This window comes from Streptococcus sp. KHUD_012 (assembly GCF_052588255.1).
In genome coordinates this window covers 2,018,849-2,037,784 of record NZ_CP159355.1, presented here as the reverse complement: position 1 = coordinate 2,037,784, position 18,936 = coordinate 2,018,849, and the positions used below count along the sequence as shown (strand labels likewise).

Below are 18,936 nucleotides of genomic sequence, written 5' to 3'. Positions count from 1 at the left end.
TTATAAATATGCTATAATAGTCCCAACTAAGATAAAAACACAGTTCTGGTTGGTAGTCCAGACGTAGGCAAGCCTATCAGTAACCTTCCTCCTTGGTTGTCCATTCTTAGGGATAGATTTAAGGAGGTGCTGTCGTGGAAACAATTTCAATTGGATTGACAGTTTATTTTGAAGATGGATTTTGGCATGGTTTGTTCGAACAAGTGTATCGAGAAACTTATCAAGTTTGTCGTGTGACATTTGGTCAGGAGCCAAAAGATGATGAAATTCTAGAGATGTTACAGACTCAGTTTACTCATTTATCTTTTAGTCCAGAAGCTACAGTTAAGCAACATGTAAAAATCAAGAATCCTAAACGATTACAGCGAACTGTGAAGAAACAAGTAAAGAAGAAAATTTCTTCCAAGTCGAAAGAACTATTGCAGTCGCAGTATGAGGAAAGGAAAAAGATTTCAAAACATCAATCTAGTGTCCAAAAACAATTGCTCAAACAAGAGAAATTCGAACGCAAACAGCAAAAACGAAGAGACAAGCATAAAGGACATTAACCCTTATCTCTTTCATCAAAAAAGCTTCGGTAGGAAGAACCCTACCGAGGCTTTTTAACATGTCGAAAACGATTGTTGAATATCTGGATGATGTTCCCAATCAGCTCGATCGTAGCTGCCTGTAATGGTGTGTTCCTCTGAAAAAAGCAGAACCCGTTCCACAATCGGAGCGATTTGGTCGAAATGGTGGGAGGAAATCACAATTGTTTTTCCTGCTGTTTTGAGATCTTGGAGTAAGGCGATGATCAGCTTTTGGTATTTGGGGGAGAGGCCGTTAAAAGGCTCATCAAAAAGCAAGAGACTAGGATTCATAGTGAGGACACTGGCGATAGCGACTAGCTTCTTCTCCCCTCCGGAGAGATGGTAGGGAATGCGATCTCTCAGGTGTTCAATCTCTAAAAGAGCCAGTGTGTCATTGACGCGTTGGTCGATTTCAACTGCAGCTAAGCCGAGTTGACGTGGGCCAAAAGCGAGTTCATCATAGACGCTTGTGTTGAAGAGTTGCGTATCGCTATTTTGAAAAATAAGCCCCACCTGTTGAAATAACTGACCAGCACGATGGGGATCTTTTAAGAAAGTGTCATCTATCGTCCAATCCTTAAAGTGGTATTGACCAGAAGACAGGGGTAAAAGTCCAACCAGAATTTTGAAAAGTGTGGATTTTCCCGCTCCGTTTGGTCCCATCAAAGCGATCGTTTCTCCTTGCTTGATCTGTAGTTGGATATCGTGGATTCCAATCTCATCTGTGTAATGGTAATTTCCATCTTGAATGGTAATCATAAGCTATCCTTTCTAACGGAATAGAGTGGTGACGGCAATAAGGAAGACTAATTCCAGTAGTAAAAGGCCATCTTCTTTTTTCCAACAGAAGGGCTCTTTTTGTTTCCTGTCCATGCCATATCCTCTCAGCAACATGGCCTCGTAGACCTCTTTGGTATGGTTCTTTGTTGAGAGATACAAGAGACCCAGCAGAGAGCCAAAAAGATGGAGGCTCACTTTTTGACCAACGGTTCGAAGTTGGACACACTCGATTTGTTGGTGAAGGTGTTTTCCTAAAATATAACTATATTTTAGCGTAATATCAATGGTCTGGACAAAGGTCTTTGGGACATGCAACTGCCTTAGGGCATCCACCAGTTGGACGCTTGTGGTAGTGGCTAAGAAGAGAGAAATATTGAGAACAATGATCCCTGCACGTAACAAAAAGAGTCCACCATTTTGAAATCCTTGAAATAAGATACTCGGTAAAATCACAATGGCAGAGAAAAGAAGGACCTTGACGAGGACCTTAAACAGGTGAAGAAGGGCTTCTCCTGGAAGCATAGCAATGTGAAGTAGTAAGAGGATACCGAGGATCCAGAGCTGGATCGTATGGTGGGCTGTTGTAATGAGAATGGCTAGGGTTAAAAAGTAAACAAGCCGCATCCAAGAGGAAGTTTTGGCCTTGAATGCGGGTGTCGTTTGTTTCATTTTGCCAAGAAAATGGCGCAATGTGTGAAGGTTCATTTGTAAATAGTGATGGCTTTTGGATGCTTCTAGAGTCGTTTGCTCTTGAAGGAGCCAGTCAGGAAGTTTACGCATGAGAAGTTTTTGCTCCGTTTATTGATCGAATCATTTTGCTAATGATATAGAAAATGAGAACAGCTGTAATGGCTGATAGAATATAGCCAATCGCAATTTTAGTTCCAGGAATGGTGTAATCACTGAACAAGGCTTCAAAAGAAAATCCATTTTTGATACCAGCTGGGACTTTTCCCTTGAGCAAGGATCCTAATTCTTCAGAAGACCATTCTCCAAAAGCCGTTCCTTCTGCTAGGAGACCGAGAGGGCTCAAAACGATCAGACCCAAGAGGACCCAGCGGATTTTTTTGACAAATGAAGTCGTATTTTTGCTACTTGGTGTATACAATTCAGATGGGGCCACTTGTTTGACAAAGCGGTAAATCACATAGGTGAAGAAGGCTTCGACCCAGCCGGCGACCACAAGATGGGCAGCCATCATGGCAGGAATCGTGACTTCTAATCCATAAGGGTTGTAGAGGGGTTGTCCAGCTTCAGATGCAATTAAGGGTTGCAAGCCAAGTTCAATCCCTGTTAAGAGAGCTGCGGCGTTGATGGCAACATAGGAACCCACGATCACTCCAAGAGATTCATGATGGTGTTTGCGGAACCAACTGTAAATCCCATAGCCGATAAAAGGCATGGCAACGGCCATATTAAAGATATTGGCTCCAAGGGCTAGAATTCCTCCATCTCCAAATAAGAAGGCCTGGAGGATCAAGGCGACAGATAAGGCTAGGGAAGCTGCATAGGGACCAATCAGGATGGCCAGCAGGGCACCACCGACAGCGTGTGCCGTTGTCCCCCCTGGAACTGGAACATTAAACATCATTAACAAGAAGGATAAAGAGGCTGCGACGCCAAGCATAGGGGCCAACTCTTTATTTTCCTTTAATTGAACTTTGACTTTGGCAATGGATACGCCAATCGCAGGGGCAGCCGCTACAGCTAAGAGGGCACAACTTGCAGGACTCAAATAATTATCTGGGATATGCATCACAAATACTCCGATCTTTCTATCATACAGTTAACAGATTACCACATCGTAAAACCAAGTGTCGTTACAAAAGGAGTTTAACATTTGTTACTATTATAGCGAATTTTTGACCGTATTCCAAAGAAGTTTGTGTAAAAGGGGTAAAAAAGTCTGGTCATTTGGAGCTGTGCAAGAATCCTTTGAAGAGCCACTTGTCAAAAAAATACTATTTCTATATCGAAATAGTTGACAGATGTAATAAGCAATGGTACAATGACTTTGATATTTCGATATAGAAATAAAAAGGAGACAAAATGGACAAGATGCAAGGGGGCTATCAAGCTCTACAGATTCGTTTGTTAAACGGGCGTATCTTTCAAAAACTCTTGAGCAAGGAACCAGATGCTCAATACAGAAGTGAACAAGGAAAAATTTTAACGATTTTGTGGAAGCAAGAGTTGGGGTGCGCTACTGCGACAGATATCGCTCTTGCGACGGGGCTAGCTAATAATACATTGACCAGTATGGTTAAGAAATTGGAAGAACAAGGCTTGGTTACGATTCAACCTTGCACGCAAGATAAAAGGAAAAAATATATCTCTTTGACAGACCTCGGTTGGGCGCAAAAAGAAATTGGAGACCGTGTCAGCAAAGAGCTGGGAGAGATTTTTTATCAAGGATTTTCTGATCAAGAAATCCGAGAATTTGAAGCCTATCAAGAGCGGATAATCTCAAATCTAAAAGCTAAAGAGAGTGAATTATAGTAGAGGGGAAAATGCTTATGATTGGTATGACAGGTGTAACAGGAAAATTAGGTTCTTATGTAGCTGATCTCATAGATCAGAAAGGAATTGCTTCTATCCATCTGGCAAGAAGTCCAGAGCGGGCAACAGTCTACGCGTCAGCGGAAATTCGTAAGATGGTGTATGCCAATACTCCAGAGGTGATTGAGGCCTTAAAGGGTATCGATGTCTTATTGATGGTCTCTGCTCGGGAAAATCCAGAGCGTGTCAAAGAGCACAAGGACTTTTTAGATGCCGCAAAGCTAGCAGGAGTGCAACATATCGTTTATACCTCCTTTTATGGGGCAGATGAGAAGGCAACTTTTACCCTATCTCGAGATCATGCCCAGACGGAAGCCTATATCAAGGAATTAGGATTCACCTATACTTTTTTGAGAGACAATTTTTATTTGGATTTCTTGATTGATATTGCACTTGAAAATGGAGAGATTCGTGGTCCAGCAGGAAGTGGGAAGGTTTCAGCAGTTGCCCGTAAGGACACATCTAGTGTTGCAGCGGAGATTCTCTCACATGCTAAGAAATGGGAAAACCAAACCTTGAATCTAACAGGACCAGAGAACCTTTCCATGGAAGAAATCGTAGCGCTCCTCTCAAAAGAGAGCGGTAAAACCATCACGTATGTGGATGAATCAGTAGAAGAAGCTTATGAGTCACGGAAAAAATGGCCAGCACAAACATGGGAGTACGATGCCTGGGTCAGCACCTATACAGCGATTAAAGCTGGAGAACAAGCTGGGGTTTCTACAGATGTCGAAAAAGTCCTAGGGCATCCAGCAAGCAGCCTATTGGATATTCTAAGAGACAGAAAACTTATTGAGGAAAAATATGATTGAATACAAACATGTAGCCTTGCGCTATACAGAAAAGGATATTTTAAAAGATGTCAATCTCCGCATTGAAAATGGAGAATTTATGGTGCTAGTGGGTCCTTCAGGATCTGGAAAGACCACCATGCTCAAGATGGTCAATCGTCTCTTGGAGCCGACTGATGGCAATATCTATATGGATGGAAAACGTATCAAGGGCTATGATGAACGGGAGTTACGTCTCAGTACCGGCTATGTCCTTCAAGCCATTGCCCTATTTCCAAACTTGACGGTTTCGGAAAATATAGCTCTTATTCCTGAGATGAAGGGCTGGAGCAAGGAGCAAATCGCTTCTAAAACAGAAGAACTCTTGAACAAGGTAGGCCTGCCCCCTGCAGATTATGCCCATCGTTTACCAAGCGAGCTATCTGGTGGAGAGCAACAACGGATTGGCATTGTGCGAGCTATCATTGGGGAACCAAAGATTTTATTGATGGACGAACCTTTTTCAGCCTTGGATGCCATCTCCCGTAAGCAGTTGCAGGCTCTTACCAAAGAATTGCACAAAGAATTCGGCATGACGACCATCTTCGTAACCCATGATACGGACGAGGCCTTAAAATTAGGGGATCGGATTGCAGTGCTGCAAGAAGGAGAGATTGTACAGGTAGCGGATTCTGAGACCATTCTTGCCCAGCCAGCCAACGACTTTGTCGCAGATCTATTTGGAGGTGCTCACCATGTCTAAACTACTTGCAACCTTTCAAGAACGCTTTGGGGACTGGCTCGCTGCACTGGGGCAACATTTGCAACTGTCATTACTGACCTTGCTCCTTGCGATTTTTCTAGCTGTTCCTCTAGCTATTTATTTGAGTATCCACAAAAGAACAAGCAACTGGGTTTTACAGATAGCTGGGATCTTCCAGACCATTCCTTCCATGGCTCTTTTGGGCCTCTTCATTCCTATTATGGGAATCGGGACGCTTCCGGCCTTAACAGCTCTTGTCATCTATGCCATTTTCCCGATCCTTCAAAATACCATCACCGGTTTACAGGGGATTGATCCAAGCCTTGAAGAAGCAGGAATCGCCTTTGGGATGACCAAGTGGGAGCGACTCAAGAAGTTCGAGATTCCCTTGGCCATGCCCGTCATTATGTCTGGGATTCGCACGGCAGCTGTGATGATTATTGGGACAGCTACCCTAGCTGCCTTGATTGGAGCTGGGGGACTCGGTTCCTTTATCCTCCTAGGGATTGACCGCAATAATGCCAGTCTGATTTTGATCGGTGCCCTATCTTCTGCCTTCTTAGCCATCGCATTTAACCTTCTTCTCAAATGGATGGAAAAGGCCAAATTGCGGACCATCTTTGCAGCCTTTGCTGTGATGGTTATTGGATTAGGAGCTTCTTATACGCCAAGTCTTCTTCCCAAACCGAAAAAAGAAAATCTGGTCATTGCTGGGAAGTTGGGTCCTGAACCTGAAATTCTCGCCAATATGTATAAGATCTTGATCGAGAAAAATACGGATATGACAGTGACTGTCAAACCGAATTTTGGCAAGACCACCTTCCTCTATGAAGCTCTAAAAAAAGGGGATATCGCTATCTATCCAGAGTTTACAGGGACCGTGACCGAAAGTCTCCTCAAGCCAGCACCACAAGTCAGTCATGATCCAGAAGCAGTCTACAAAGCTGCTCGAGATGGGATCAAGCGACAAGACGACCTAGCCTTGCTCAAACCCATGGCTTATCAGAATACCTATGCTGTAGCAGTGCCTAAGAAGATTGCCCAAGAATATGGACTCAAGACCATTTCAGATTTGAAAAAGGTGGAAGGACAACTCAAGGCAGGCTTTACGCTTGAGTTTAACGACCGCGAAGACGGAAACAAGGGCTTGCAGAAGGTCTATGGTCTCCACTTACAAGTCTCCACCATGGAGCCAGCCCTTCGCTACCAGGCGATCCAGTCTGGGGATATTCAAATAACGGATGCCTACTCAACAGATGCTGAACTTGCTCGCTATGACCTGGTGGTCCTCGAAGATGACAAACAACTCTTCCCACCTTATCAAGGGGCGCCCCTCATGAAAGAAGCTCTTCTTAAGAAACATCCCGAATTGGAAGGTGTGCTTAATAAGCTAGCTGGTAAAATCACTGAAAGCCAGATGAGCCAGATGAACTACCAAGTCGGAGTAGAAGGCAAGCCTGCTGCTAAAGTAGCGCGTGACTTTTTGGTAAAAGAAGGGTTGATGAAAAATTAACAAACCATTCTCAAGTCTTTGCACTTGAGAATTTTTTAATAGAAAGCAATTTCATATCTTTTCAGCAAGCTTTTGGGTTAGAAGGGGAGACCTTCTCTTCAAAAAAACTCCATTGAGTCTGGCTTAAAATTGTGTTACAATAAGCCTTGAAAATGAATGAAAGTATATGGAAAAAGTATGAAAAAACGACCAGTAATTGGAATTACAGGAAATGAAAGACCCTTCCCGGATGATCCAGACGCGAATATGAGTTATGCGGCGACTGGTTTTGTCGAAGCGGTCAAAGAGGCAGGAGGGATTCCCTTGATCTTGCCAATTGGAGATGCAGCCTTGGCCAAAGACTACATATCGATGATTGATAAGCTCATCATTACCGGTGGGCAAAATGTCTTGCCCAAGTTTTATGGAGAAGAAATCACCATCGACAGTGAGTACTATCTCTTGAAACGCGATCTCTTTGAGTTGGCCTTGATTGAAGAAGCGCGTGCGGCTAAAAAAGCGATCTTTACCGTCTGCCGTGGGACCCAGCTCTATAATGTCGCTCTAGGGGGAACTCTGTATCAAGACATTGAACACCACTGGCAGGACAATCCAGGTCAGTACACCAGCCAAGAGTTGGTGACCAAGGATCAGACGATCCTGCAAGAGATCTATGGTAAGACCAGTCGCATCAATTCTTTTCATCATCAAAGTATTAAAGACTTGGCAGATGGTTTAGAAGTGATCGCGCGGGATCCTAAAGATGACGTCATAGAAGCCGTTCAATCCACAGATGAGAGTCGTTTCCTCGGCGTTCAGTGGCATCCGGAACTGCGTTTTGACAAGAGTCCAGCAGATCGCAAGCTCTTTGAATATGTCGTGACTCAATTGTAAAGAGGACCAGCTTCCTTAGGAATTTTTCCTAAGGGGCTTTTTCTTTAATCTGCGTAAGAAAGACTGTAAATTGTGCCTAGGTTTTGGGGGAGGATGCGCTACAATAGAGCTAGTAGAATGAGGAGGATTAGGACATGTATCAATTTCCAAAGGATTTTTTATGGGGGAGTTCGACCTCGGGCCCTCAAACAGAAGGGCGTCTAGCCCAGGATGGAAAGGGAGACAATCTCTGGGATTACTGGTATAGGATCGAGCCCAACCGCTTTTATCAAGGGCAAGGACCAGAGAAAACATCGACTTTTTATGAACACTGGGAAGAAGATCTGGACCTCTTGTTAGAAACCGGCCACACGGCCTTTCGAACCTCTATCCAGTGGTCACGTATTTTCCCAGAAGGACGAGGGGAAATCAATCAAGCAGGTGTTGATTTCTACCGCCGTGTCTTTGAAAAGATTAAAGAAAAAGGGATTCACCTTTTGGTCAACCTCTATCATTTTGATTTACCGATGGCTCTTCAAGAGCAAGGGGATGGTTGGGAAAATAAAGAAGCCGCCTATGCTTACCAGGAATATGCGCGTTTTTGTTTCAAGACCTATGGGGATCTGGTTGATCAGTGGATCACCTTTAATGAACCCATTGTCCCTGTGGAGTTTGGTTATTTTTATGATGCCCATTTTCCTCATAAGGTAGACGCAGTAGCAGCTGTAAAAGTAGCCTACCACACCCAGTTAGCAAGCTCTCTAGCGGTCAAGGCCTGTCACGAGGTGGATCCTAATTACCGTATCGGGATTGTTCTCAATTTGACACCAGCCTATCCTCGGAGCCAGCATCCAGCAGATGTGAAAGCTGCGCGTATTGCCGAGCTCTTTCAAGCCAAATCCTTCCTAGATCCATCTGTTCTTGGTCATTATCCTGAAGAATTAGTGGAGATCCTACGGGAGCGTGATCTCTTGTCGGATTATGATCCTTTTGAATTGCGCTTGATCGAGGAAAATACGGTGGATTACCTAGGGGTTAACTATTACCAACCACTTCGTGTGGCAGCTCCTCGTTATGCTCCAAATCCAGCTTCTCCCTTGCTCTTTGAGCAATTTTATGAACCCTATGTCATGCCAGGTCGCAAGATCAATCCCCACCGAGGTTGGGAAATCTATGAGCAAGGCTTGTATGACATTGCCCAGAATATCAAGGAAAACTATGGCAATATCGAGTGGATTCTGACCGAAAACGGGATGGGGGTTGAAGGAGAGGAAAAATTCCGAAAGGATGGCGTGATCCAAGACGACTACCGGATTGACTTTGTCAAAGACCATCTTCGTGAGCTCCACCGGGCTATTCAAGATGGTGCCAACTGTAAAGGCTATTTGATCTGGACCTTTATTGACTGCTGGTCATGGCTCAATGGCTACAAGAACCGCTATGGCTTAGTTGAGTTGGAGCTCGAAAGTCAAAAACGAACCCTCAAAAAATCTGGTCATTGGTTTAAAGAATTAAGCCAAGCCAATGGATTTGAGGACTAAATCGAGATCCGTAGCCCATCTTCAACTCGTATTGAGCCCCCTCGCATTGTCGTTTTAAAGCTTGGAGTCAAATAGTTCCCCAAACGGTTTGCCTCTTAATTATTCCGAATGTCTGAAACGATTATGTTTCAGGTATTTTTCTTACAGTGGAAATTTTCTAGATGACTTTGTCTCTAATCTTAACCCTAACTTAACTAGACCAATTTTCTTGAATTTCCTAGTTGACAAACTCGAAGAAGCATTGTATACTGACTCCGCTGGTTGCTTTTTGGTCAAATTAGACTAGACCAATTTTAAAGTAACTGAGAAATCGACCATGGGTCGTTTGACTAAGTAAAGGGGAAAGTATAGCAAGGCTATATCGTAAAAACTATGTGCGGAATCGTTGGTGTTGTAGGAAATACAAACGCTACTGATATTTTGATTCAAGGACTTGAAAAACTCGAATACCGAGGCTATGACTCTGCGGGTGTTTTCCTGGCTAGTGAAGGCAAGAGCCAATTGGTAAAGGCAGTTGGCCGTATTGCAGAATTGTCATCTAAGGCAGAAGGTGTCGAAGGGACAGCTGGGATTGGACATACCCGTTGGGCCACTCATGGAAAACCAACTGAGGACAATGCCCACCCACACCGCTCTGAAACAGGTCGCTTTGTTTTGGTCCACAATGGGGTGATTGAAAACTACCTTGAAATCAAGGAAGAATACCTAGCCGGTCACCATTTCAAGGGGCAAACAGATACAGAAATCGCAGCCCACTTGATCGGAAAATTTGCTGAAGAAGATGGCTTGTCTACGCTCGAAGCCTTCAAAAAAGCCCTCCACATCATCCGTGGGGCCTATGCTTTTGCTTTGATGGATGCGGAAGATCCAAGCACCATCTATGTGGCAAAAAATAAATCACCACTCTTGATCGGTCTTGGCGATGGTTACAATATGGTCTGTTCTGATGCCATGGCCATGATTCGTGAAACCAACCAATACATGGAAATCCATGACCAAGAGTTGGTCATTGTCAAGGCTGACAGCGTTGAAGTGCAAGACTATGATGGCAACGTCAAAGAACGGGCTAGCTACACGGCTGAACTCGACCTTTCTGATATTGGAAAAGGGACTTACCCATACTACATGCTCAAGGAAATCGATGAGCAACCAACTGTCATGCGTAAGTTGATCCAAGCCTATACAGATGAATCTGGTCAAGTAGTGGTAGACCCAGCTATTATCAAGGCTGTTCAAGAAGCAGACCGCATCTATATCCTTGCGGCTGGTACCTCTTACCATGCTGGATTTGCGTCTAAAAAAATGTTGGAAGAGTTGACAGATACCCCAGTAGAACTCGGTATTTCATCTGAGTGGGGCTATGGTATGCCACTTCTCAGCAAGAAACCACTCTTCATCTTTATCAGCCAATCTGGTGAAACAGCCGATAGCCGCCAAGTATTGGTCAAAGCCAATGAAATGGGCATTCCAAGCTTGACAGTGACCAATGTTCCAGGTTCAACTCTTTCACGTGAAGCAGACATGACCATGTTGCTCCATGCTGGTCCTGAAATTGCGGTAGCTTCTACTAAGGCTTATACGGCTCAAATCGCAGCCCTTGCCTTTCTGGCGAAAGCTGTTGGGGAAGCTAATGGCAATGAGAAGGCCATAGCTTTTGATTTGGTGCACGAATTGTCTATCGTTGCCCAATCGATCGAATCAACCCTTTCAGAAAAAGAAGTGATCGATGAAAAAGTTCGTGGCTTGTTGGAAACAACCCGCAATGCTTTCTATATCGGACGTGGTCAAGATTACTATGTTGCCATGGAAGCCAGTCTGAAATTAAAAGAAATTTCTTACATCCAATGTGAAGGCTTCGCTGCGGGTGAGTTGAAACACGGTACCATCGCTCTGATCGAAGAGGGTACACCGGTCATCGCCCTCTTGTCAGATCCAGTCCTAGCCAGCCACACACGTGGGAACATCCAAGAAGTGGCAGCACGTGGGGCACATGTTTTAACCATTGCAGAAGAAAATGTCGCTAAAGAGACAGATGATTTGGTCTTGACAGCGGTTCACCCTTACCTCTCTCCAATCTCAATGGTGGTGCCAACCCAATTGATTGCCTACTTTGCAACCCTTCATCGTGGGCTCGATGTTGATAAACCACGGAACCTTGCTAAGTCTGTAACCGTTGAATAAAATTATCTATATAGAAAAAAACATCCTCGTTAGGTTTTTCCTAGCGAGGATGTTTGCTTTATTTATCAAAACCTTGCAAGGCTTTGAGGCGTTCTTCTGTTTGTCCCTTGGCATCTAGTTTTTTACCTTGGTAAACAGCAGATTCCCATGATCCATACATTGGATTTGGGAAGATGATGAATTTTTCACCAAATTCTTTTTGCAATTCGTCCAATTTCTTGTCGCGATCAGCTTCAGAGGTCTTGGAAAAATCTGCAAAGTCAACCAGGTTGTCCCCGAAGAGCAAGACAAGATTGGTCTTTTCTTGTACAGCTTGGCGACGGCCTTCTTTTGATTTGACGCCATCTTCTAAGAACATGAGGTGGTCACGTCCTTGAACAGGAATGCCTTCTTTTTCAAGGTTCTTGATGGTATCATCTACTTGAGAGGTTGTACGGTCAGAAATGTAGTAGATTTGAACCCCGTTTTGATCCGCATATTGAAGAAAATCTTTGGCACCTGGCACCGCTTTTGCGGCTGCTTTTTTCACCCAAACATCCCAATCTTTAGGATTGAAGGCCGTACCATCTTTGACGTTTTGAACTTGGTAAGGGCTGTTGTCTAAAACAGTTTCGTCCAAATCCAAGACGATGGAATAAGGCTTATCAGAAGGAGTTTGGAGGATCTCTTTCAAACGGTCAGTAGCGACATTGTAGCCTTGTAAATACAAAGCCTTGGTTTCTGCTGCCTTTTGGTACCAGAGAACAGACATGGTATTTTCTTGTGAGCGCTGCTGATCATAGGTCATCGTCACCTGATTTTTAGTGCTACTTGCTTTTGTCTCTTGCGTTTTAGTGGTGTTGCTTCCACAACTCGTCAGTAAAATGACAGAAGCAAGAGCAGAAACGATGGTAAAGGTGGTTTTTGTTGTTTTCATAAACCGTACACTCCTTAAAATTATTCTATAAAAATTATACTCCTTTCAATCTTGCCTGACAAGAAAGAGAAGAAGGTGTCTAGGAATCGGTGAAAAGAAAAAAGAAGGAAAAACGCTGCTATGAAAGGTTTCTTCGCCTCAACATATGCTATTTTTTCCTTTAAAAGAAGGGATATAGTTTTCTGCTATAACCGGATCAAGAAAAGATCAAAGCATCCCTTTTCTTCTAAAATGAAACAATAAAGAAAGATACTCGCAAGTCCCTATTTTCAAGCACTTGCGTTTTTTTGATGCCTTTCTCAATAAAGAAATTTTAATGCCTTGATAGGGAAAATATATTAGTCAGCTACTTTTCGAGGTGATATCATGGTTACAAATTCCAGAAGGGAAGCAGTCAATCTTTCTTTTGGAGAAAAGATGAGGAGGATGTACAGTATGAGTAAAAAAGAATTGGTTCTTCGTGCCATTCGAGGCGAAACAGTAGAGCGAATCCCTGTAGGATTTTGGCTCCATTATGTGACCCAAGAAGAAAAAGAATTGGGTCTAGACAATCCGGCTGTAGTAGAAAAAAGTATTAAGGGCCACCAACACTATGTAGAAGAAATTTCACCTGATTTTGTCAAGATCATGAGTGATGGCTTCTTCCGCTATCCGAGTGCTCTTTATTCGAGAGAGATCAGATCGATCCGAGAATTGAAGGATATTCAACCGATTGGAGAGCATCATCCATGGATTGAAAAACAAATCGAGGTGGTCAAGGAAATTTGTTCTCATTTCCATGAAGAGATTGCTTCTTTCTACAATATCTTCTCGCCCATTTCTTATTTGAAACGCTGGTTCCGTACGGATCAATCTCGTGGAGACCAAGTGATTGCAGACTTTATCAAGGAAGATCCAGAAACTTTAGCTCATGTCCTTGACGTGATTGCAGGAGACATCGCTACTTTAAGTCGTCGCTTGATCCAAGAAGCAGGTATTGAAGGGATTTACTTTTCAACCCAGCAGATCCAAGATGAGCGTGTGACAGATGAAGAATACCGCAAGTTCATTGAGCCTAGCAGCATCGCTGTCCTAGAAGCAGCCAATGAAGCTGGAGGCATCAATATCCTTCATATTTGTGGTTTTGAAGGGGCCAGCAATGAAGTGGAGCTCTTCAAGGATTATCCAACTCAAGTCATTAACTGGGCGACCCATCATGAAGGCCTTAGCTTAGCCGCAGGTCGTAAACTTTTCGGTGATCGTGCCGTCTTGGGTGGCTTTGTCAATGGCAAGAAAGGTTTGCTCTACCAAGGGGAACGAGAAGCTATTGAGCAAGAAACGCGTCGCTTGGTGGCAGAAGCCGGAAGTCGTGGTTTGATCCTTGGAGCAGACTGTACCGTACCAGATGATTTCCAATTGGAACGCTTAGATTGGGTACGTCAAGCAGCAGTATTGTAAGAAGAAAGGAGAGGGAGATGAAAAAGATCAATGTATGGTGTGTCCTGGTAACCGTTTTGTTTTTGCTTCTCGGGCTTAGTAAAGCTACTCTAGCAAGCAGTCAAGGGAAAGCAAAAAAAGATCCAGATATGGCAAGACTGGAGAAAATTCCAGCCCATAGTCTCTCCCTCCTTCGCCCGTCTGATCTAGCAGGAATTCTTCTTCTCGAAGATCAGTGATAAAAAAAGATGAAGAGCTTGATAAAAAATATATATTAGTCAAGGTATCATTGAAGTGATAAGATAACAAACAAGAAAAGATAGAACGAGGTAAGAACATGTCATCAAAAAGAGAATTAGTGTTAAAAGCTTTTAAAGGAGAAGCAGTTGACCGTGTGCCAGTTGGATTTTGGCATCATTTTACAACAGAAGAAGAATGGTTGAAAGGATTTTCTAATCCGGAAATTATTGAAAAAAACCTCAATGGCCATAAAAACTTCCTTCACAAGGTCAAACCAGACTTTGTCAAACTCATGAGTGATGGTTACTTTGCTTATCCAAACCCAGCCATTCACAAAGGCCTTGAAAATATCTCTGACTTAGCAGGGATTGAACCACTCGGAGCAGATCATCCATGGATCACAGAGCAAGTAGAGCTGGTTAAAAAAATCCGTGCCGGTTTTGAAGAAGACATTGTGGCTATCTACAATATCTTTGCTCCGGTGACCTACTTCAAATGGTTGGTCGGAGAAGTTTCAGGAGGAGATGACTTGATCGCTAACTTTATCGATCAAGATGCAGCAACTCTTAAAAAAGTATTGGATACAATTGGCCAAGATATTGCAAGTTTGAGCCAACGAATCATTAAAGAAGCAGGAGCAGACGGGATCTACCTCAGTGTTCAAAGTATCCAAGATGCGCGGGTTACACAAGAAGTCTATAAAAACATTATTGCACCGAGTGAACTCCATGTCTTAGAGGCGGCCAATGAAGCCGGTGGCGTAAATATTCTTCATATCTGTGGCTACGAAGGAGCTCGCAATGATATCTATCTCTTCACAGACTACCCAGCCCAAGTCATTAACTGGGCAGTCGGACCAGAAGGAATCAGCCTAGCAGAAGGACGCGAAATCTTCGGTGGACGCACGGTTCTTGGTGGCTTTGAAAATGGTAAAAATGGTCTTCTTTACACAGGAGATAAGGCTGCGATCCAAGCAGAAACCAAACGCATCATCGCAGAAACCGGAACCACAGGTTTGGTCATCGGTGCCGATTGTACGATTCCAAGTGACATTGATGAAGAACGAATCGAATGGGTTCGTGAAGCTGCAGCAGAATAAGGAAAATAGAAAAGGGAGAACAGAGTATGAGTAAAAAAACATGGATTATCGGTGGGGTAGCAGTACTTGCCATTGCAGGTGCAACCATTCTTGGACGGAGCTTGAACCATGCAAACGACAGCAAAGGCTCAACAGGAACGAACAAGGTAACAACCTTGAAAGTAGCCCACACTCAAAACTATGTACCGTATGATTTCGTTGATGAAAAAGGAGAATCAGATGGCTATGAAGTAGCCGTTCTCAAAGCCATTGACGAAAAACTACCAGACTACAAGTTTGAGTACACTGGAACAAGTGATGACGATCTCTTAATCGGTCTAGAATCTGGTAAATACGATATCGGAACCAAAGGAGCTTGGTATACCGAAGAACGTGCTAAGAAATTTATCATTCCAAAAGAACCAATTGGAGCAAGTATCATCGGATTTACCGTACGGAAAGAAGATGCGAATAAATACAAGAACATCGATGACTTCGCTAAAGAAAAAGGAAAATTGGTTCCAATTTCACCACAAAATGCGCAGTGGAATGTTATTAAAGAATACAATGAAAAGCATAAGGACCAACAAATCGAATTAACAGCTGCGGAATCTTTCAAAGTCGCAGATGCCTATGCTTGGGTTCTTGAAGGACGTTACGATGCCTTCTTTGACATCAAACTTTCCTTTGAAAAAGCTGTCACAGATAAAGATGGTTCTTACCACCAATATGCGGACAAACTGAGCTGGTTTGCTTACAAAGGAATTCCAACTTACCCATTGATCCATAAGGATAAGAAAAACGAAAAATTTGCGGAAGAATACAGCAAGGCCATCAAAGAATTAGAAAAAGATGGCACACTTGCTAAATTGTCGAAAAAATATTTCGGTGAAGATGTCTTCAGTTATGTAGATAAAGAGAAATAAGATGGAACTGGGTGCGCATAGCCCCAGCTTCCTTATTTCTATACGGATACAGAAAGGAAAAGAAACATGGTCTCATACGACATTTCCAAGGTCTGGTCATTTCTTCCAACCTTGGTCCAAGCTCTGCCAGCGACCCTAGCTTTGATGGTGTTAACGACGGTTCTCGGTTCTGCATTTGGCTTGGTTTTGACCTGGGCACAAGTATCAGAAGATAAGGTAGGAGCAGGTCTGGCAAAAGGTTATGTCTTTACTTTGCGTTGTACCCCTCCGATTGTCTTGCTCTTTTTGGTCTTTTATGGACTTCCCCAATTTTTGAACTGGTGGTTGGGTATTGACATTGACGACTGGTCCAAGTTTGTCTTTGTCCTTGTTGCCATGTTTCTTCTCTTTGCCGCTATGATCTCTGAGGTCTTCAAGGCAGCCTATTTGGCCATTCCAAAAGGACAGATGGAAGCAGGCTTGAGTATCGGCTTGACGCCAGCTCAAACCATTTGGCGGATTGTCCTTCCCCAAGCCTTTCGCGTAGCTCTTCCAAATATGACGACTGCCATCTTGAACCTTATGCGCGATGCCGCTTTGGCTTATACCATTGGCTTTATCGATATCATGGGAGCAGGCAACAACTTGATCAGCCGCAATCTTGGGAATTATTCCCTCGAAACGTATACAGCTGTAGCAGTGATCTACTGGGGAATTGCCCTTGTGATCTCCTTCTCTGCTCAACTCCTTGAGAAACGACTCAGTGTAACAGAAAGGTAGCTTATGGATTTCAATTTTATTAGTAAAGCATTTCTAGCCACCTTGGGTGGTGTTCCAGTGACCCTTCTGATCATGGTCGTATCGATTCTCTTGAGTTTTCTTCCAGCCCTCTTTTTGGCACTCGGTCAGATTTATAAGGTCAAAGGTGTTCGCAGTTTCTCAGTGATTTACTTAGCTTTTATCCGCGCGACGCCTCCGATTCTCTTGATTCTCTTCTTTTATAGTCTCTTCCCCAGCCTCTTAAATAGCTTTTTTAAGAGTATTGGTAGTCACTTTAATGTCTTTGAGATCAATCCCATTTACTATGCCTTTATCATCTTTAGCTTGATGACAACGGGGAGTCTTGCTGAAATTCTACGGTCAGCCATTCTGACCGTTGATAAGGGCCAGCTAGAAGCAGCGCAAGCCATTGGTTTGACCAATCGTCAAGCCTACATCCGCATTGTTTTTCCACAAGCGCTTCGTGCGGCCCTGCCCAATCTGTGTAACCTGGTCATCAACTTGGTCAAGGGAACATCCCTTGTCTTTGTCATGACCATCAAGGATATTACTGCAATTGCCAAGGTCGAAGCCTCTTATGGCTATCAATATTTTGAATCCTATCTAGTGATTTTTATTCTTTATATTGTCATTTGTGGAGTGATTCAGTGGGGATTCAATCGCTTAGAAAAACGCCTGACACTCGCATAGAAGAAGGAGAAATAAGAAGATGTTAGAAGTAGAACACGTATCGAAAAAATTTAAGGACCACCAGGTCCTGGTAGATGTTAATCTCAAGGTCAACCAAGGGGATGTCGTCGTTATTTTGGGGCCATCTGGATCAGGAAAAACAACCTTCCTTCGCTGCCTCAATCACTTGGAAAAGGCGGATACAGGCCGTTTGACTTTGGGTGGAAAAGAGTATGACCTCTCAAAACTCAGCAAAAAAGAGATTCTAGAAATCCGCCAAAAGACAGCCTTTGTCTTCCAGCATTACAATCTCTTTGCCAACAAAACAGCGCTTGAAAATATCTTAGAAGGCCTGGTTGTAGCCCGTAAGATTCCAAAAGAAGAAGCCATCCAACGGGCAGAATCAGCCCTTGAAAAAGTTGGTCTCCTCGCTTACAAGGATTACTATCCTTCTCAATTGTCAGGGGGCCAGCAGCAACGGATCGGAATCGCGCGTGCCATCGCAGTGAAACCAGACGTGATCTTGCTGGACGAGCCGACTTCAGCGCTAGACCCAGAGTTGGTCGGTGACGTCTTAGATGTCATGAAGCAATTAGCCCAAGAAGGAGTGACCATGGTTGTCGTAACCCATGAGATGGGCTTTGCGCGTGATGTGGCCAACCACGTTATCTTTATGGATGGCGGACACATCATCGAAGAAAACGAACCGCATGAATTCTTCAACAGTCCAAAAGAAGAACGAACCAAACAATTTCTTTCACGGATTCTATCCGATGCCACTTATAGCGTCGAATACATGATTTAACAGGAGACACACCTATGTAGGGTGTGTTTTTTTGGTTCTGGAAAAAATTTTTAAAAATTGGGTCATTTTTTAAAAATCATTACGAATAATAAAAGTGAGAGGGAACATATGACTGATAAAAAACAACGATTAATGCTACTATTCTTACTGACTTTGTTTCTAGGAGGCTGCAGTCTTTTTACAGATAAAGCTGCTGAGAGAAGGGAAATGATTCAGATCGCAGAAAGCACGAAAATGGAGCGAGCGGTAAAACACTTGTTAATCAGTATCGATCCGAAAGCTTTCACTTCAGAAGGAGTCATTCACTCCTATACCCTGATAAAAGGTGAATTGGAATACAATCCAATGGGAGGGATGAATGTCACTCTCGTTATCAATGGCGATAAAAAGTTAACGATCGATACGACTGTTCAAATGGAAGATTCAGGACAGTTCGAAACAGGTAGTTACGGTATTTCAGCAAAATTAAGTGATCTGTTAAGTAAAGCAGAAGAGACTGGGAAATAAACTCATTTAGGTAAATACCCCTAATATAGGAAAATAGAAACATTTCTGAATCAAAGCTGGTATGTTACATTAATAGCTAGTGCTTGTAACGA

The 18,936-nt window shown here is 43.3% G+C and carries 20 protein-coding genes; 16 read left to right on the top strand and 4 right to left on the bottom strand.

Going from position 1 to position 18,936, the window contains the following annotated elements:
- Positions 1-134: 134 nt before the first annotated feature.
- Positions 135-548, top strand: coding sequence for a YjdF family protein (locus ABVF55_RS09900; protein ID WP_201037009.1), 414 nt, complete (start codon positions 135-137; stop codon positions 546-548).
- A 54-nt stretch (positions 549-602) separates the two neighbouring features.
- Here ABVF55_RS09900 and ABVF55_RS09895 read toward each other — a convergent pair whose 3' ends face one another.
- The 3 genes from ABVF55_RS09895 to cbiM are packed head-to-tail and all read right to left on the bottom strand — an operon-like array spanning position 603 to position 3,105.
- Positions 603-1,328, bottom strand: a complete 726-nt coding sequence (locus tag ABVF55_RS09895) for an energy-coupling factor ABC transporter ATP-binding protein (protein ID WP_201037007.1) — start codon at positions 1,326-1,328, stop codon at positions 603-605.
- A gap of 12 nt (positions 1,329-1,340) precedes the next feature.
- Positions 1,341-2,129: an energy-coupling factor transporter transmembrane component T gene (locus ABVF55_RS09890; RefSeq protein ID WP_201037005.1), complete on the bottom strand. Its 789-nt coding sequence runs from the start codon at positions 2,127-2,129 to the stop codon at positions 1,341-1,343.
- Complete coding sequence (gene cbiM / locus ABVF55_RS09885) at positions 2,122-3,105, bottom strand: cobalt transporter CbiM (RefSeq protein ID WP_201037004.1); 984 nt, start codon at positions 3,103-3,105, stop codon at positions 2,122-2,124. The genes ABVF55_RS09890 and cbiM overlap by 8 nt, the downstream gene beginning before the upstream one ends.
- A 293-nt stretch (positions 3,106-3,398) precedes the next feature.
- Between cbiM and ABVF55_RS09880 the strand changes: the two genes are divergently transcribed.
- From ABVF55_RS09880 to glmS, 7 genes are all read left to right on the top strand, one after another.
- Positions 3,399-3,848, top strand: a complete 450-nt coding sequence (locus ABVF55_RS09880; protein WP_201037002.1) for a MarR family winged helix-turn-helix transcriptional regulator — start codon at positions 3,399-3,401, stop codon at positions 3,846-3,848.
- A 17-nt stretch (positions 3,849-3,865) separates the two neighbouring features.
- Positions 3,866-4,720: an SDR family oxidoreductase gene (locus ABVF55_RS09875; RefSeq protein WP_445285292.1), complete on the top strand. Its 855-nt coding sequence runs from the start codon at positions 3,866-3,868 to the stop codon at positions 4,718-4,720.
- Complete coding sequence (locus ABVF55_RS09870; RefSeq protein ID WP_201036998.1) at positions 4,713-5,441, top strand: ABC transporter ATP-binding protein; 729 nt, start codon at positions 4,713-4,715, stop codon at positions 5,439-5,441. Before ABVF55_RS09875 ends, ABVF55_RS09870 begins: the two co-directional genes overlap by 8 nt.
- A complete protein-coding gene (locus ABVF55_RS09865; RefSeq protein WP_445285291.1) occupies positions 5,434-6,954 on the top strand; it encodes an ABC transporter permease/substrate-binding protein in 1,521 nt (506 codons plus the stop codon). The genes ABVF55_RS09870 and ABVF55_RS09865 overlap by 8 nt, the downstream gene beginning before the upstream one ends.
- Before the next feature lie 177 nt (positions 6,955-7,131).
- Positions 7,132-7,827 (top strand): gamma-glutamyl-gamma-aminobutyrate hydrolase family protein, encoded by a 696-nt coding sequence (locus ABVF55_RS09860; RefSeq protein WP_445285290.1) that lies wholly within the window; start codon positions 7,132-7,134, stop codon positions 7,825-7,827.
- Between the two features lie 134 nt (positions 7,828-7,961).
- Positions 7,962-9,347 carry a glycoside hydrolase family 1 protein gene (locus ABVF55_RS09855; protein ID WP_445285289.1) on the top strand — a complete coding sequence of 462 codons (1,386 nt, stop codon included), beginning with the start codon at positions 7,962-7,964 and terminating at the stop codon, positions 9,345-9,347.
- 372 nt (positions 9,348-9,719) lie between these two features.
- Complete coding sequence (gene glmS / locus ABVF55_RS09850) at positions 9,720-11,528, top strand: glutamine--fructose-6-phosphate transaminase (isomerizing) (RefSeq protein WP_445285288.1); 1,809 nt, start codon at positions 9,720-9,722, stop codon at positions 11,526-11,528.
- 58 nt (positions 11,529-11,586) lie between these two features.
- Here glmS and ABVF55_RS09845 read toward each other — a convergent pair whose 3' ends face one another.
- The gene (locus ABVF55_RS09845) at positions 11,587-12,444 is read right to left on the bottom strand and encodes a 5'-nucleotidase, lipoprotein e(P4) family (RefSeq protein ID WP_003004374.1); all 858 of its coding nucleotides are present in this window, start codon (positions 12,442-12,444) and stop codon (positions 11,587-11,589) included.
- Between the two features lie 426 nt (positions 12,445-12,870).
- Here ABVF55_RS09845 and ABVF55_RS09840 point away from each other — a divergent pair, with 426 nt between their 5' ends.
- The 8 genes from ABVF55_RS09840 (at position 12,871) to ABVF55_RS09805 (ending at position 18,844) form a co-directional block, all read left to right on the top strand.
- On the top strand, positions 12,871-13,881 hold the full coding sequence (locus ABVF55_RS09840; RefSeq protein WP_374938307.1) for a uroporphyrinogen decarboxylase family protein: 1,011 nt from the start codon (positions 12,871-12,873) through the stop codon (positions 13,879-13,881).
- Positions 13,882-13,898: 17 nt separating this feature from the next.
- Positions 13,899-14,099, top strand: a complete 201-nt coding sequence (locus tag ABVF55_RS09835; RefSeq protein ID WP_118095941.1) for a hypothetical protein — start codon at positions 13,899-13,901, stop codon at positions 14,097-14,099.
- Between the two features lie 98 nt (positions 14,100-14,197).
- Positions 14,198-15,199 carry a uroporphyrinogen decarboxylase family protein gene (locus tag ABVF55_RS09830; RefSeq protein ID WP_023919547.1) on the top strand — a complete coding sequence of 334 codons (1,002 nt, stop codon included), beginning with the start codon at positions 14,198-14,200 and terminating at the stop codon, positions 15,197-15,199.
- Positions 15,200-15,225: 26 nt separating this feature from the next.
- A complete protein-coding gene (locus tag ABVF55_RS09825) occupies positions 15,226-16,104 on the top strand; it encodes a transporter substrate-binding domain-containing protein (RefSeq protein ID WP_118095940.1) in 879 nt (292 codons plus the stop codon).
- A 66-nt stretch (positions 16,105-16,170) separates the two neighbouring features.
- Positions 16,171-16,863 carry an amino acid ABC transporter permease gene (locus ABVF55_RS09820; RefSeq protein ID WP_118095939.1) on the top strand — a complete coding sequence of 231 codons (693 nt, stop codon included), beginning with the start codon at positions 16,171-16,173 and terminating at the stop codon, positions 16,861-16,863.
- Positions 16,864-16,866: 3 nt separating this feature from the next.
- On the top strand, positions 16,867-17,553 hold the full coding sequence (locus tag ABVF55_RS09815; protein WP_118095938.1) for an amino acid ABC transporter permease: 687 nt from the start codon (positions 16,867-16,869) through the stop codon (positions 17,551-17,553).
- A 19-nt stretch (positions 17,554-17,572) separates the two neighbouring features.
- Entirely contained in the window at positions 17,573-18,337 is a 765-nt protein-coding gene (locus ABVF55_RS09810) for an amino acid ABC transporter ATP-binding protein (RefSeq protein WP_003004189.1), read from the top strand.
- A gap of 108 nt (positions 18,338-18,445) precedes the next feature.
- Complete coding sequence (locus ABVF55_RS09805; protein WP_118095937.1) at positions 18,446-18,844, top strand: DUF1310 family protein; 399 nt, start codon at positions 18,446-18,448, stop codon at positions 18,842-18,844.
- Positions 18,845-18,936 lie beyond the last annotated feature (92 nt).

Coding starts and splice junctions, on each gene's coding strand:
- ABVF55_RS09835 (WP_118095941.1), top strand. CDS start 13,899: ATGAAAAAGATCAATGTATGGTGTGTCCTGGTAACCGTTTTGTTTTTG.
- ABVF55_RS09880 (WP_201037002.1), top strand. CDS start 3,399: ATGGACAAGATGCAAGGGGGCTATCAAGCTCTACAGATTCGTTTGTTA.
- ABVF55_RS09820 (WP_118095939.1), top strand. CDS start 16,171: ATGGTCTCATACGACATTTCCAAGGTCTGGTCATTTCTTCCAACCTTG.
- ABVF55_RS09840 (WP_374938307.1), top strand. CDS start 12,871: ATGTACAGTATGAGTAAAAAAGAATTGGTTCTTCGTGCCATTCGAGGC.
- ABVF55_RS09815 (WP_118095938.1), top strand. CDS start 16,867: ATGGATTTCAATTTTATTAGTAAAGCATTTCTAGCCACCTTGGGTGGT.
- ABVF55_RS09845 (WP_003004374.1), bottom strand. CDS start 12,444: ATGAAAACAACAAAAACCACCTTTACCATCGTTTCTGCTCTTGCTTCT.
- ABVF55_RS09830 (WP_023919547.1), top strand. CDS start 14,198: ATGTCATCAAAAAGAGAATTAGTGTTAAAAGCTTTTAAAGGAGAAGCA.
- ABVF55_RS09860 (WP_445285290.1), top strand. CDS start 7,132: ATGAAAAAACGACCAGTAATTGGAATTACAGGAAATGAAAGACCCTTC.
- cbiM (WP_201037004.1), bottom strand. CDS start 3,105: ATGCATATCCCAGATAATTATTTGAGTCCTGCAAGTTGTGCCCTCTTA.
- ABVF55_RS09890 (WP_201037005.1), bottom strand. CDS start 2,129: ATGCGTAAACTTCCTGACTGGCTCCTTCAAGAGCAAACGACTCTAGAA.
- ABVF55_RS09805 (WP_118095937.1), top strand. CDS start 18,446: ATGACTGATAAAAAACAACGATTAATGCTACTATTCTTACTGACTTTG.
- ABVF55_RS09870 (WP_201036998.1), top strand. CDS start 4,713: ATGATTGAATACAAACATGTAGCCTTGCGCTATACAGAAAAGGATATT.
- ABVF55_RS09865 (WP_445285291.1), top strand. CDS start 5,434: ATGTCTAAACTACTTGCAACCTTTCAAGAACGCTTTGGGGACTGGCTC.
- ABVF55_RS09810 (WP_003004189.1), top strand. CDS start 17,573: ATGTTAGAAGTAGAACACGTATCGAAAAAATTTAAGGACCACCAGGTC.
- ABVF55_RS09855 (WP_445285289.1), top strand. CDS start 7,962: ATGTATCAATTTCCAAAGGATTTTTTATGGGGGAGTTCGACCTCGGGC.
- ABVF55_RS09895 (WP_201037007.1), bottom strand. CDS start 1,328: ATGATTACCATTCAAGATGGAAATTACCATTACACAGATGAGATTGGA.
- ABVF55_RS09875 (WP_445285292.1), top strand. CDS start 3,866: ATGATTGGTATGACAGGTGTAACAGGAAAATTAGGTTCTTATGTAGCT.
- ABVF55_RS09825 (WP_118095940.1), top strand. CDS start 15,226: ATGAGTAAAAAAACATGGATTATCGGTGGGGTAGCAGTACTTGCCATT.
- glmS (WP_445285288.1), top strand. CDS start 9,720: ATGTGCGGAATCGTTGGTGTTGTAGGAAATACAAACGCTACTGATATT.